Annotated in this window: 16 protein-coding genes; 11 read left to right on the top strand and 5 right to left on the bottom strand. The window is 68.5% G+C overall.

Going from position 1 to position 13,621, the window contains the following annotated elements; translation table 11 throughout:
* Positions 1-166: 166 nt before the first annotated feature.
* The 4 genes from ACYVOK_RS09710 to ACYVOK_RS09695 all read left to right on the top strand — a co-directional run bounded on the left by ACYVOK_RS09710 (position 167) and on the right by ACYVOK_RS09695 (position 3,746).
* Positions 167-952 carry a phosphotransferase family protein gene (locus ACYVOK_RS09710; RefSeq protein WP_460661956.1) on the top strand — a complete coding sequence of 262 codons (786 nt, stop codon included), beginning with the start codon at positions 167-169 and terminating at the stop codon, positions 950-952.
* Positions 953-1,194: 242 nt separating this feature from the next.
* Positions 1,195-1,854 (top strand): dihydrofolate reductase family protein, encoded by a 660-nt coding sequence (locus ACYVOK_RS09705; RefSeq protein WP_460661955.1) that lies wholly within the window; start codon positions 1,195-1,197, stop codon positions 1,852-1,854.
* Between the two features lie 58 nt (positions 1,855-1,912).
* A complete protein-coding gene (locus tag ACYVOK_RS09700; protein ID WP_460661954.1) occupies positions 1,913-2,569 on the top strand; it encodes a VOC family protein in 657 nt (218 codons plus the stop codon).
* Positions 2,570-2,783: 214 nt separating this feature from the next.
* On the top strand, positions 2,784-3,746 hold the full coding sequence (locus ACYVOK_RS09695; protein WP_460661953.1) for a small ribosomal subunit Rsm22 family protein: 963 nt from the start codon (positions 2,784-2,786) through the stop codon (positions 3,744-3,746).
* 365 nt (positions 3,747-4,111) lie between these two features.
* On the opposite strand, the gene ACYVOK_RS09690 is transcribed toward ACYVOK_RS09695, so the two are convergent.
* The 4 genes from ACYVOK_RS09690 to ACYVOK_RS09675 form a co-directional block, all read right to left on the bottom strand.
* Positions 4,112-4,252 (bottom strand): hypothetical protein, encoded by a 141-nt coding sequence (locus ACYVOK_RS09690; RefSeq protein ID WP_460661952.1) that lies wholly within the window; start codon positions 4,250-4,252, stop codon positions 4,112-4,114.
* A gap of 111 nt (positions 4,253-4,363) precedes the next feature.
* Positions 4,364-4,759: a GNAT family N-acetyltransferase gene (locus ACYVOK_RS09685; RefSeq protein ID WP_460661951.1), complete on the bottom strand. Its 396-nt coding sequence runs from the start codon at positions 4,757-4,759 to the stop codon at positions 4,364-4,366.
* A 50-nt stretch (positions 4,760-4,809) separates the two neighbouring features.
* Entirely contained in the window at positions 4,810-5,232 is a 423-nt protein-coding gene (locus ACYVOK_RS09680) for a RidA family protein (RefSeq protein WP_460661950.1), read from the bottom strand.
* Positions 5,233-5,252: 20 nt separating this feature from the next.
* Positions 5,253-5,666: a VOC family protein gene (locus tag ACYVOK_RS09675; protein WP_460661949.1), complete on the bottom strand. Its 414-nt coding sequence runs from the start codon at positions 5,664-5,666 to the stop codon at positions 5,253-5,255.
* Between the two features lie 473 nt (positions 5,667-6,139).
* Here ACYVOK_RS09675 and ACYVOK_RS09670 point away from each other — a divergent pair, with 473 nt between their 5' ends.
* On the top strand, positions 6,140-6,847 hold the full coding sequence (locus ACYVOK_RS09670; protein WP_460661948.1) for a DUF4037 domain-containing protein: 708 nt from the start codon (positions 6,140-6,142) through the stop codon (positions 6,845-6,847).
* On the opposite strand, the gene ACYVOK_RS09665 is transcribed toward ACYVOK_RS09670, so the two are convergent.
* Entirely contained in the window at positions 6,834-7,778 is a 945-nt protein-coding gene (locus ACYVOK_RS09665) for a helix-turn-helix domain-containing protein (RefSeq protein ID WP_460661947.1), read from the bottom strand. The genes ACYVOK_RS09670 and ACYVOK_RS09665 overlap by 14 nt on opposite strands.
* A 94-nt stretch (positions 7,779-7,872) precedes the next feature.
* Between ACYVOK_RS09665 and ACYVOK_RS09660 the strand changes: the two genes are divergently transcribed.
* The 6 genes from ACYVOK_RS09660 to ACYVOK_RS09635 are packed head-to-tail and all read left to right on the top strand — an operon-like array spanning position 7,873 to position 13,562.
* Positions 7,873-8,838 (top strand): saccharopine dehydrogenase NADP-binding domain-containing protein, encoded by a 966-nt coding sequence (locus tag ACYVOK_RS09660; RefSeq protein ID WP_460661946.1) that lies wholly within the window; start codon positions 7,873-7,875, stop codon positions 8,836-8,838.
* Positions 8,839-8,898: 60 nt separating this feature from the next.
* Positions 8,899-9,759, top strand: coding sequence for a hypothetical protein (locus ACYVOK_RS09655; RefSeq protein ID WP_460661945.1), 861 nt, complete (start codon positions 8,899-8,901; stop codon positions 9,757-9,759).
* Complete coding sequence (locus ACYVOK_RS09650; protein WP_460661944.1) at positions 9,692-10,222, top strand: hypothetical protein; 531 nt, start codon at positions 9,692-9,694, stop codon at positions 10,220-10,222. The genes ACYVOK_RS09655 and ACYVOK_RS09650 overlap by 68 nt, the downstream gene beginning before the upstream one ends.
* A gap of 60 nt (positions 10,223-10,282) precedes the next feature.
* A complete protein-coding gene (locus tag ACYVOK_RS09645) occupies positions 10,283-10,714 on the top strand; it encodes a helix-turn-helix transcriptional regulator (RefSeq protein WP_460661943.1) in 432 nt (143 codons plus the stop codon).
* 5 nt (positions 10,715-10,719) lie between these two features.
* Complete coding sequence (locus ACYVOK_RS09640) at positions 10,720-11,127, top strand: VOC family protein (RefSeq protein ID WP_460661942.1); 408 nt, start codon at positions 10,720-10,722, stop codon at positions 11,125-11,127.
* A gap of 47 nt (positions 11,128-11,174) precedes the next feature.
* Positions 11,175-13,562 carry an ATP-binding cassette domain-containing protein gene (locus ACYVOK_RS09635; RefSeq protein WP_460661941.1) on the top strand — a complete coding sequence of 796 codons (2,388 nt, stop codon included), beginning with the start codon at positions 11,175-11,177 and terminating at the stop codon, positions 13,560-13,562.
* Positions 13,563-13,621 lie beyond the last annotated feature (59 nt).

The raw sequence follows: 13,621 nt of genomic DNA, 5'->3' as shown, positions 1-13,621 counted from the left end.
AGTACCAACCGCGACAGACATGAAGCGAGGTCGCATCGCTGCACTCCTTTACACCAGACACCTGCTAGAACCCCTCGAGTACATCAGCCCCGCCAACCCCCAGCAAACGATTAAGCCCCCGGCTACACGTAGCGTGAATCCATGCCGCCCCGCTCGTGGATCGCCTGTGCTCGACGCCGCTGAGGCCGCCGTCCTCGCCTCCGGGGTCGTCGGCCCGATCGCCGGCGTCGAGTCCGTCCAGGGTTTCGTCGGCAATCAGACGTTCCGCCTGTCGACCGAGGCGGGCGAGACGGTCTACCTGAAGTCGGGGGACACGGTCGAGGCTGAAGCCGGCGCCTGTACGTTGGCCCGATCCGTCGGCGTACCGGCTCCCGAGATCCTCGCGGTCACGGCGACGTACCTGATCTGCGCCGAAGTCACCGGCGTCCCGTCCGCCTCCGACGCAGTCGTCACGTCAGCCGGCCACGCCCTCCGCAGGCTCCACACGATCCGCGGAACCGACATCCCCTGGCCCGACCGCCTCCTGCACTCCGTCGACCACCTCGACGCACTGGCCGGCATCATCCCCGCCGACCTGGCCCGCCGCCTCCGCACCACCATCCCGGCGTTCGCCGAAACCGTCGCCGATGTCGAGCCCGTCCTGCTCCACGGCGACCTCCACCCTCGCCATCTCCATGCCGTCGGCGACCAACTCACCGGCATCCTCGACTGGGGCGACACCATGTACGGCGACCCCCTCTTCGACCTCGCCCGCTTCTCCATGACTGGCCCCGCCGCAACCCGCACCCTCCTGACCGCCTACGGCCTCGAACCGACCCCAACCACTCACCACCTGTTCTCCATGTACCGCACCCTCTGGTCCCTCATAGCCCTCCACGCCGAACACAAGGCAGGCGGCACCTGGTTCGCCCCCCACCTGCAAACCATCAGGACAGAACTGGCCCCCAACTGATCAGCGTGCCGACGTGTTCGCCCGCGGTGGTGGCCGGTGCTGTCGGTCGCTGTTGAAGCCGAACTGGTTGGGGCCGGCGATCGCTTGGCCGGAGAGCTTGAGGACGAGCCTGCGGTACATGGTGCTCCCTGCGAGAAGGCGGTGATGATGGGTCCGAAAGTCTTTGAAGACGAGATGTCGAGTTCTGGTTGGTCGGTTCGACGCGTTGGCGAGACGGTACCTACGGACCACGGGAGAGATCGATGGAACTCAGTGTCAACATCTTTGTCAGTCTGGACGGCGTCATGCAGGGGCCGGGCGGGCCGGACGAGGACCGGAGCAACGGCTTCGAGTACGGCGGGTGGCTGGTGCCGCACGCCGGCGAGGGGCAGCTGGAGCCGGTCGACGGGTGGTTCCGGGAGGCGGACGCGATCCTGCTCGGCCGGTCGACGTTCGAGATGATGCGTGCCTTCTGGTCCCAGGTCACGGTCGAACCGGACAACATCGTGGCGACCGCCCTGAACACCTGGAAGAAGTACGTCGTCAGCAACACCCTGTCCGACGAGGACGCGGCCTGGGGCGACACCACCGTGCTGCGCGGCGACGACGTCGTGGAGCAGGTACGGCGGCTGAAGGAACAGCCCGGCCGGGAGCTGCAGGTCCACGGCAGCTGGCAGCTCGCCCGCACCCTGCACGACGCCGGCCTGGTCGACACCTACCGGCTGATCCAGTTCCCGGTCGTGGTCGGCAAGGGCAAGCGGCTGTTCGAGGACGGTGCCGTACCGTCGACGTACAAAATCACCTCGGCGGAGGTGCTGAAGGGCGGTTCGGGCGCGGTGTCGCTGACGCTGCGGCAGGACACCTTCGGCTCCATCGGCACCGGTGACATCGTCGTCGAGGACGGCAAGGAAGTCTTGATCTGACGCTGTCGGTGGCGTGTCCTGGCCATCGGGGCTGATGGCGATTGGGGACGGTATGGACATGCTGAAGAACCGGGCGATCCTGGATGCCGGTCTGGAGGACTGGCGCAAGCTCGCTCAGGGCCTGCATGCGCGGTTCCTGACGGAGTCTTTCGCCGACGGCCTGCGCTTCGTGCAGGCCGTCGGCGAGCCGTGCGCGGAGGTCCGGATCGGTGACGGCTTTGTCGATGTGAAGCTGATCAGCAAGGACGCCGTCTACCGGGACGACGAGGGCAACGAGCGGATCGTCTCCTGGGTGACGCAGCGGGACGTCGACCTGGCCCGGCGGATCAGCCGGATCGCGCAGTCGACAGGGGTCACCGCGGATCCCTCGGCGGTCGCGCAGTTCGAGCTCGCGTTGGACACCGCCGACCTGGCGGCGGTCGGTCCGTTCTGGGCCGCCGTACTCACCGGAAACGCGGAGTACGACTCGGGCGACGTCGTCGATCCGACCGGCCGGGTGCCGAACCTGTGGTTCCAGGACACCGACGCGCACGAGACGCCGCGGCAGCGGTTCCACGTCGACCTGTGGGTTCCGCATGACGTCGCCGAGGAGCGCATCGCCGCCGGTGTCGCGGCCGGCGGCCGGATCACGTACGACGGCGAGGCGCCGGCGTTCACCGTCCTGGCCGACCCTGAGGGCAACAAAGTCTGCATCTGCACCTGCCTCGACCGCTGAGAAAATCAGCAGCCGTCCCGGCGGCCGTTGGCTAGAGTCGGGACATCTTTCGTCGAGGAGGTGGGTCATGACCTGCATGGCAATCCGGTTCCGTACCGACCCCTCCTTGTCCACGCCTGAGTGAGACTCCGGACCGGTCGGTACGTCGCGGCGTAGGCCGCGGGTCCCGTGCGCCCTCGCGCACGCCCGTATCGACCGAACCGGAGTCTTCCGCATGTCCTCACTGGACACACAACTGAACGCTGCCCTCAGCCGCGCGCTCACCGGCGTCACGTACGACGCCCTGCGCGCCCGCGTCGCCGCCATGTCGGCCCGCTACCGGGCCGAGCTGGTCGACGACACCACGCTCGGGATGGCCGACGACCTCGACTGTCTCGCGTACGCCGTCTTCCGCATGCCGGCCACGTTCCACGCGACTCGTGCCGCGTTACGAGCCGCGGACCGCCACGTCGGCTCCTTCGGTACCCACCTGGATCTCGGCGGCGGGACCGGCTCTGCCGTCTGGGCCGCTGCCGATATCTGGCCCAGCATCACCTCGGAGATCGTGGAGCGGCAGCCGGCTGCGATCCGGCTGGGCCGCCGCCTGATCGCCAACCTTGCCGCCAGCAACCATCGCTGGACGGCTGCCGACCTTCGGCGCTGGACCCCGGACGGCTCGGTCGACCTGGTCACGATCGCCTACGTCCTCAACGAGCTCACCGAACCGACCCGCCATCGACTGATCGCCGCCGCGGCCGAGACCGCGGGGACTGTGGTCATCGTCGAGCCGGGCACCCCGCGCGGCTTCCACCGGATCCTGGCGGCACGCGAGCAGCTCGTCCACCACGGCCTGACAGTCGCCGCGCCGTGCCCACATCAGCGCACCTGCCCGCTGATCACGACCGACTGGTGCCACTTCGCCGTACGACTGCCACGGACCGAACTCCACCGGATCATCAAGGACGGGACCCGCAACTACGAGGACGAGAAGTTCACCTACCTCATCGCCACTCGAGCCCCCGCGCGGCCGGCCGAGGCGCGCGTTCTCACCCGGCCCACCCGCCCCAAAGGACAGGTAGTCCTCGACCTGTGCCGGTCGGACGGATCGCGGCGTCGCGTGGCCGTACCCAAGTCGTCCGAGCACCATCGCACAGCTCGTGCGGCTGCCTGGGGTGACGCCTGGGCTGAGAGTTCATAGCGGCCACATCAGCAGGCCGAAATGCGGGGAGAACTCCGCCGTCGCGGTCTTCATGACAGGTCAAGGCTACGGACAACCTCTACCTCAGGGTGCGATGACGAGCGAGGTGATGCGGCCGTCGTCGAGGGTGAAGGTGAACTCGAGGTCGACAGTCCCGCCGGGGAAGTTCTCCTTGAGGTGGTGCGGCGCCACGAAGGTGTTGGCGCCGAGCTGCCGGGGCTCGACGAGCTCGGTGGTGTACGTGTACTCACTGGCCGCCCGTCTAAGCCACTCCCGGATCTCGTCCGGCCGTTCGCGCCGACCTGGTCGGCGGGCATCTCGACCGGCTGCGGGCGTCCCTCGACCGGAGCAGGGCGGCGGTCAACTCACTCCAGCGGCTGCTCCGGCCGGACCGGGGTGAGCTTCAGGTCTCGTTGCGCTCCGAGCCCGCCAAGGTGGTTGCCGCGATCACCGATGTGGTTGACCTCAGCAGCGTTCTCGAGTGGTACGCGTGGGCCGTCGAGCACGCTCTCGCCGTCGACGGCCCGGTCCGCGAGACGTACGCCGTAGGTCCGCGAGACAGCCCAATCCGGCCACGTGGCGCACCGAAATCGGCTGGCCGGTGTCAGACTTTCCGCTTAACCCGGCCGCCAGACGTACGCCGTCTTCCCTCCGCCGAAGCCACAGGCCTTGTAGAACGCGTGCGTCGACACCTTCCGCGACCCCGTCATCAGCATCACCTTGTAGCAGCCGGCGTCCTTTGCCGCCTGCAACGTGCCCGCCATGATGCGCTTGCCCAACCCCCTCCCACGTCGGTCGGCGTCAACCACCACGTTCTCGATCACCGCGTACGGCGCCGCGCCGCGTGTGAGATTGGGGATGACGTTCAGGTACGTAGTCGCCACCACCAGCCCGTGGTCGTCGAGGACGAAGAGCCGCAGGCCGGGCGTGCGCAAAATCCCCGCGAACACGTCGGCGTCGCCACCGTCCCGGCGTACCGGATCCCCCGGATGCAGTTGCCGGTACAACCGCATGACGCCGTCGAAATCCTCAGCCCGAGCGTCCCGAAACATCGGCAGCGGGCTCATCTGGTGGGTTCGTGGAAGCGGTTGGGTGGGATGACGGCGATGGGGACCACCTCGAGCAGGAGTTCGGGGATGACCAGGCAGGGGACTTGGATGAGGATGCTGGCCGGGGCGGTTTCGGCGGGGAAGAATTCGGCGCGGACCTGCTGGATGGCGGGGAGGTCGGCGCGGTCGAGGAAGTAGATGGTCATGCTGACGATGTCGCCCAGCGTGCCGCCGGCGGCCGCGAGGATCGTCTCGACGTTCTCGAAGCTCTTGCGCAGTTGGGCGGAGGCGTCCCCAGGGCCGACGACCTGGCTGTTCTCGTCCCACGCGACCTGGCCGGTCACGTGGACGACGCGACCCTCGGGTTGGATGACGCCCTGGTTGAAGGCTCGCCCGTGGGGCGCCCACACACCTTCCGGGTTGAAGTGTCTGACCATCCACGGAGTCTAGACAGACGTCAGGGCTGCCCAACGAGGATGCAGAACGGGTGCCCGGCTGGGTCGGCGAGCACGTAGAGGGGCTCGCCGGCTTCGTCGGTCCGATCGAGCAGCACTTCGGCACCGAGCTCCTCTGCGCGTTGCTTGTGGCGGTGCAGTTCCTCGAGCGAAGGTACGGCGTAGTCGATATGCAACTGCATCGGTACGTCGGGAGACGGCCACGTGGACCGCGGCAGCCGCTCGACCTGCTGGAACGCCAACTGCCGATTCCCGTCGTCGTCCACCAGCACCAGCCAGTCGGCGTCGTCCACGGACCCGTCGACCGGCGGCTCGTCCCCGGCCCGGTATCGCAGCCCGAGCAATTGACGATAGAACTCGGCCAGTCCGCGGGCATCCGTCGTATCCAGCACCGTGTGCATCAGTCGCGGGTACATCCGACCCTCCCGGCCACTCGACAAATCCTCATCCGACCACCCAACGGTGCCCCCGGGCAACACCCGTCAGCCGCGGTCACGCACCGCCCGGCGCGGCTGGGGCGGGACGCCGAAAGGGTCGAGGCATCGAAATCGGGTCGTGCGAGGCAGGTCGGTCCGGCAGGATCGGAGTGTGGACGGTCGGGGATTGGCTCGCGCGTATTACGACGACGTGGTCGGTCCGTTGCTCGCGGCCAAGTGGCCGGGGCTGCGACATGCGGCAGGCCGGCTGGGGAGCGGGTCCGACGTACTGGGGCTCGACGACGCGACGTCACGCGACCACGACTGGGGTCTGAGGCTGACGCTCCTCGTCGACGAGGCTTGTCGCGACGAGGTGGACGCCTATCTCGCCGCCGAGTTGCCTGACATGTATGCCGGTCTGCCGACGCGGTTCCCCTTTCAGCGGCCAGACGGACAGCGTCCATCACGTCGAGGTGGACTCCCCGGAAGGATTCGTCACGAATCGGCTCGGGTTCGATCCGTGCGCCGGAATGTCGGCAACCGACTGGCTGACCGTGACCGGTCAGGCGGTCCTGGAGGTGATCGGCGGACCGGTCTTCGTCGACCAGGTCGGCGACATCACCGCGATCCGCGAACGGCTGCGGTGGTACCCGGACGACGTATGGCGCTACGTCCTGGCCTGCGACTGGATACGGCTCCAGGAGGAGATGCCGTTGATGAGCCGGGCCGGCGATCTCGGCGACGACCTCGGTTCGCGGGTGATCGCGGCGCGGCTGGCCGATGTCGCGGTGCACCTGGCGTTCATGATCGAGCGGCGTTGGCCGCCGTACCCGAAGTGGCGCGGGACACTGTTCTCCCGGCTGCCCTGCGCGCGGGAAGTGGGCGACGGGCTCCGCAAGGCGTTGAAGGCGGACCACTGGCGGTATCGGCAGCAGCAACTGGCTCGCGCGTTGGAGCATCTGCTGAATCGCCAGCGCGCGGTCGGACTTCCGGCACCCGCGCCGGCGACGGTCGACTTCTGGGACCGGCCCTACCTCCACCCGAACGGCGCGATCATCGAGACCCTGCTGGCTGACGCGGCCGCCCTTCCCAGAGGGCGGGGCAGCATCGAGCAGCGCACAGACAACGTCGCGATCCTCGTCGACTCCGCCGCCCGGCGAGCGGCGATCACTGAGCCATAGCCCCGCGGAAGGCCCGCCGGTAGCTGTCGGGCGGTACGGCGACGACCCGCTTGAACTGACGCCGAAGCGTCGTCGCCGTACCCATCCCGGTCGCCACCGCGATCGCCTCGACGCTCTGATCAGTTGTCTCCAGCAACTCCTGCGCACGCCGTACCCGCTGGGTCAGCAACCACTGCAGCGGCGTCTGCCCGGTCACCGCGCGGAACTGCCGGCCGAGCTGACGCGGACTCGTATTCGCCTGCCGAGCCATGTCGACCACCGTCAACGGCTGATCCAACCGCTCGAGCACCCACGCCAGCAGGTGGGAGAGCCGGTGATCGCCGCGGACCTCCACCGGCGTCGCCACGAACTGCGCCTGACCACCAGATCTGTGCGGTGGTACGACGAGACGCCTGGCGACTGTGTTGGCGACCGCGGCACCGTGGTCGAGGTGGATGAGGTGGAGGCTGAGGTCCACAGCCGCGGCCTTACCGGCCGACGTCAGGACGTCGCCGTTGTCGGTGTAGAGCACGTCCGGATCGACTTGGGCCAGCGGATACCGCTCGCTCAACTCCGCGGTGTGCGCCCAGTGCGTCGTTGCCCGCCGACCATCCAGCAGACCCGCGGCACCGAGGACGAACGCTCCGGTGCACAGCGAGGCGATCCGCGCTCCGGCCTGATGAGCCGCACGGACGGCGTCGATCAACTCGGCCGGCGGCGGTTCGTCGACATCGGCGCAGGCCGGCACGATCACGGTGTCGGCGCCGGCCAGGCGATCCAGCCCGTGATTCGGTTCGACCGCGAACGGGCCGACCTGGACCGGTCCCGGTCCGCAGAGCTGGACGTCGTACCAGCTGTCCACCCCGGCGGGTGGATTGCCGAAGATCTCGTAGGCGACGCCGAGCTCGAAGTGCAGGAGATGACCGGCGGTGGCGAGCGCGACGGTGTGCATGTCCGAAAGTGTACGCATGGTGTCGTTCCGGACTCTCACGGCGGACAGCGCCGTACGGCGAGACTCGTCGTACCCGAGAGTTGGAGGAACACGAATGTCTGCAGTTGTGGTCTATGGAGCGACCGGGCACACCGGCCGCTTCGTGGTCGCCGAACTCGCCAAGCAGGGCTTCACCCCGATCCGGGCCGGCCGCCGGTCGGCGGAGCGTCAGGCGACCGTGGACGACCCGGGCTCGCTCGACCGTGCGCTCGACGGCGCGGCGGCGGTCGTCAACTGCGCCGGACCGTTCGCCACGACGGCCGGCCCGCTGATCGAGGCGGCACTTCGGGCCGGGATCCCGTACGTCGACGTCGCGGCGGAGATCGAGGCGAACGTGTCGACCTTCGCGGACTACGCCAAGGCCGAGACTCCGGTCGTCCCGGCGATGGCGTTCTACGGCGGACTCGGCGACCTGCTCGTGACCGCGGCGCTGGGGGAGCGGACCACAGCGGACGAGGTGGTCGTCGCGTACGGCTTGAGCAGTTGGCGCCCGACCGCGGGCACTCGCGAGGCGGGTCAGGTCTCGCACAGCCGGCGGGCGGGTCGGCGGGTGCGCTTCCGGAACGGCGCGCTGGAGTACCACGACGAGCCACCGTCGCGGCAGCTGTGGCCGTTCCCGGACGGTCCGCGCGAGGTGATCACCGAGTTCAGCATGGCCGATGTGGTGACCGTTCCCAGCCATCTCGACGTACCGGACGTGCGGACATGCATGACCGTTGTCGCGGCCGCAGACTTGTCCGATCCCGGCACGCCCGCGCCTGGCGAGGACGGGAGCCCTGACCAGACGTTCATCGTCGACGTCCTGGTCCGCGCCGACGGCGTCGAACGGCGAGCCGCCGCCCGCGGCCGGGACATCTACGCCGTGACCGCGCCGTTGGCGGTCGAGGCGGTACGACGGTTGCTCGCCGGGCAGACCAGGACGACGGGCGTGGCCTCGGCCGGCGCGATGTTCGACGCGGCCGACTTCCTGCACTCGCTGGCACCGTACATCTCGGTCGAGCTGCCGGCACGCCGTACCTGAGAGAAGATGTGAGCCTCCCCGCAGAACGTTCCGCCCACGTCCAGCCGGAGGCCGCCCACCATGAAGCTCAATCGTCGCGACTTTCTCCGGGTGAGCGGTGCGGCCGCGATCGCCGGATCGGCTCTGACCGCCACGCCGGCGTTCGCCGCGGAGATCGACTACACCGCGCGGAAGACGTTCGACGACTGGGACCGGCTGTTCCAGCAGGGCGGGCCGGGGCAGCCGGACCAGCCGAACGACAACACGAACGCGGACGGCCGGTCCGGCATGCTGGCCTGGAGCCAGTCCTACGTGTTGCTCGGCCTGGTTCGCATGTACGAGACGTACCGCGACACGTACTACCTCGACCGGCTGATCGACAACGTCGACCAGGTCCTCGCGGTTCGCGACAGCGCGCGCGGCGTCACCGACTACCGCGGACTGTCGCTGCCCGCCTGGCGTGCCGACCACCCGTACACCACCGGCTACACGACACTTGCCGACAGCAACGGTCGCTCGGTGCTGGAGCTCCGGCAGGCGCTGCCGTACGCCGAGGACACGACGGTGACTGTGACCGCCGGGTCGACGCCCGACGCCTTCACGGTCCGGCTGGTCAACAGGCAGGTGAACCGGACTGTGACGCTGACCGATCTCACCATGGACCCGGCGAGTCCGGACTACGCGGTGAACCGGATCTACACAGCCGCGCCGGGGCCGTTGCGGCTGACAGCTCGGGACGTGTCCGGTGGCGCGCGGCTGATGCCGGTGACCGGCTCGTTCCCGATGCTGACGAAGCCGGTCAGTCCCTCGGGCTCGGCCAGACGCTGGTCGAGCTTGCCCTGGTTACCGGCGGAAGGTGGCGGCGCTGGCGAAGATGTTCACCGGGCAGCTGGCGGTCGACGCGGGGGACGCGTACCAGTGGCGCTACTGGCCGATGGGTGAGCGGGTCTACGAGGGGTTCACGAAGACGGGGTCCCCGGAGACGGACGTCTCGATCTTCACGCCGGCGGGTGGGCCGGCTCGGCAGTTCGAGGACATCAGTCACGGGGCGATCGACGTCGAGTTCGCCGTACGGGCGTTCCGGGCTCGGCTCGGATTCACCGGAGTCGACATGGCCCGGCTCGCCAGGACCTACACGCAGAACGTTGCCACCATGTCCCCTGACGGCCTCCCCGCGATCCACACGACCGTCGCCGGTACGACGCTCGGCGCCGCCTCGGTTGCCCACCAAGCGCCCCGCTGGATGCAGATCACCCCGTGGGATCCCGCCGTACACCAGCACTGCCTCGCCCTTTACAACCGCTACCAACCCACGCCCGAACGAGACGGCCAACAAGCCATCGGCTTCGGCTGGCTCCTGGCCAACGTCGCCTACCTCAACTGGGGCACGCGCTTCACCGAGTAGACCGCTCAGTCACTCAATGTCACCGGGGTGCGAGCATGGCATGATCATGGGGTGGCTGGGGTGAAGGACTTACGGGACTTGGCGTTGTTGCGGCGCGTCAAGGACCGGATCGACCGGGAGTACGCGCAACCGTTGGACGTCGAGGCGCTGGCGCGTGGGGTGAACATGTCGGCGGGGCATCTCAGCCGGCAGTTCAAGCTCGCGTACGGCGAGTCCCCGTACAGCTACCTGATGACGCGGCGGATCGAGCGGGCGATGGCGTTGCTGCGCATGGGTGACCTGAGCGTCACCGAAATCTGCTTCGCGGTCGGGTGCTCGTCGCTCGGGACGTTCAGCACCCGGTTCACCGAACTGGTCGGCGTACCGCCGAGCGTCTACCGCGAGCAGGAGCGAGCCCGGTCGATCGCGGGCATCCCGGCGTGCCTGGCGAAACAGGTCACCAGACCGATCAGGAATCGAGAAGCGCCGGGCCCCACGCGGCAACTAGCGTGACCGCCATGGACATCACCATTCACTCGACCTACCTCCCGCACAACGACCCGGACGCCGCGATCGCGTTCTACCGCGACGCCCTCGGCTTCGAGGTCCGCACCGACGTCGGCTACGAAGGGATGCGCTGGATCACCGTCGGACCCGTCGGCCAGCCGGTCTCGATCGTGCTCTACCCGCCGGAGGCGACCCCGGGCCTCACCGAGGACGAGCGCCGTACCGTCACCGAGATGATGGCCAAGGGCACCTACGCCTCGATCAACCTGGCCACCCCGAACGTCGACGAGACGTTCGCCAAGCTCGAGGCGACCGACGCCGAGGTGGTCCAGGAGCCGACCGACCAGCCGTACGGCGTCCGCGACTGCGCGTTCCGTGACCCGGCGGGCAACATGGTCCGCATCCAGCAGGCCCGCTGACCCGGCGACTGCTCCCCAGCCGAGGCCACCTGACAGATGGAGACACGATGAGCAAGGCCACGCGAAAGTCCACGTCGTCGCCTGCCCCCCAGCCCGCCGACAGCCACGACCTGATCCGCGTCCAGGGCGCGCGCGAGAACAACCTCAAGGACGTCACCGTCGAGATCCCGAAGCGCCGGCTCACGGTGTTCACCGGGGTCTCCGGCTCGGGCAAGAGCTCACTGGTGTTCGGCACGATCGCCGCGGAGTCGCAGCGGCTGATCAACGAGACCTACAGCGCCTTCCTGCAGGGCTTCATGCCGAACCTGTCGCGGCCCGAGGTCGACCTGCTGGACGGCCTGACCACGGCGATCATCGTGGACCAGGAGCGGATGGGCGCGAACCCCCGCTCGACCGTCGGCACCGCCACCGACGCCAACGCGATGCTGCGGATCCTGTTCAGCCGGATCGCGAAACCGCACGTCGGACCTCCGACGGCGTACTCGTTCAACGTCCCGAAGCGGACGGCGACGGGCTCGATGGTCGCCGACAAGGGCAAGGGCGAGAAGACCGTGGTCCGCAACGCCGTCTACCACGGCGGCATGTGCCCGCGATGCGAGGGCATGGGCTCGGTCACCGACTTCGACCTGACCGCGCTGTACGACGAGAACAAGTCGCTGAACGAGGGCGCGCTGACGGTTCCCGGGTACAGCATGGAGGGCTGGTACGGCCGCATCTACCGCGGCTGCGGCTACTTCAACCCGGACAAGCCGATCAAGAAGTACACCAAGAAGGAACTCCACGACCTGCTCTACCGGGAACCGACCAAGATCAAGGTCGAAGGCATCAACCTGACCTACTCGGGCCTGATCCCGCAGATCCAGAAGTCGTTCCTGTCCAAGGACGTGGAGGCGATGCAGCCGCACATCCGCGCCTTCGTGGAGCGGGCGGTGACGTTCACGACCTGCCCGGACTGTGACGGGACCCGGCTGTCGCAGGAAGCGCTGTCGTCGAAGATCAAGGGCAAGAACATCGCCGACCTGTGCAAGATGCAGATCAGCGACCTGGCGGAGTGGATCCGCGCACTCGACGAGCCGTCCGTCGGCCCGCTGCTCGCCGGCTTGCAGCACCTGCTCGACTCGTTCGCGGAGATCGGGCTCGGCTACCTGTCGCTCGACCGGCCGGCCAGCACGCTGTCCGGCGGTGAGGCGCAGCGGACGAAGATGATCCGCCACCTCGGCTCGTCGCTCACCGACGTCACCTACGTCTTCGACGAGCCGACGATCGGCCTGCACCCGCACGACATCGAGCGGATGAACAAACTGCTGCTGCAGTTGCGCGACAAGGGCAACACCGTGCTCGTCGTCGAGCACAAGCCGGAGACGATCGCGATCGCCGACCACGTCGTCGACCTCGGCCCCGGCGCCGGATCGGCCGGCGGCACGGTCTGCTTCGAAGGGACCGTCGAGGGGCTGCGGACGAGTGACACCATCACCGGCCGGCACCTCGACGACCGCGCGAAGCTCAAGGAAACCGTCCGTACGCCGTCCGGCAAGCTCGAGGTCCGGGGCGCGTCGACGAACAACCTGCGCAACGTGAATGTCGACATCCCGCTCGGGCTGCTGACCGTCGTCACGGGTGTCGCCGGTTCCGGGAAGAGTTCGCTGATCAACGGCTCGGTCGCCGGCCACGAGGGCGTCGTGGTGATCGACCAGGCCGCGATCCGCGGCTCGCGCCGGAGCAACCCGGCGACGTACACCGGACTCCTCGACCCGATCCGCAAGGCGTTCGCCAAGGCCAACGGCGTGAAGCCGGCCCTGTTCAGCTCGAACTCCGAAGGCGCCTGCCCGACCTGCAACGGCGCCGGCATCATCTACACCGACCTCGGCGTGATGGCGACGGTCGAGTCCACCTGTGAGGAGTGCGAAGGCCGGCGGTTCCAGGCGTCGGTGCTCGAGTACACGCTGGGCGGCCGCAACATCGCCGAAGTCCTCGCCATGTCCGTCGACGAGGCCGAGGAGTTCTTCGAGGAGGGTGAGGCCCGTACCCCGGCCGCGCACAAGATCCTGGACCGGATGTCCGATGTCGGCCTCGGGTACCTGACGCTCGGCCAGCCGTTGACCACGCTGTCCGGCGGTGAGCGGCAGCGGCTGAAGCTGGCCGCCCAGATGGCGGAGAAGGGTGACGTCTACATCCTTGACGAGCCGACCACCGGTCTGCACCTCGCCGACGTCGAGCAACTGCTCGGCCTGCTCGACCGCCTGGTCGACTCCGGCAAGTCGGTGATCGTCATCGAGCACCACCAGGCCGTGATGGCGCACGCCGACTGGATCATCGACCTCGGCCCTGGCGCCGGCCACGACGGCGGCCGGATCGTCTTCGAAGGCACCCCCGCCGACCTCGTCACCGCCAAGTCGACCCTCACCGCCGAACACCTCGCAGCGTACGTCGCCTGACACCACCCAACGGACCTGTCCGCGCCCCCGCAGACAGGTCCGCCTTACCTTGCGCACCT

This window comes from Kribbella swartbergensis (assembly GCF_054784135.1).
This window is presented reverse-complemented; position numbering and strand designations above follow the sequence as displayed.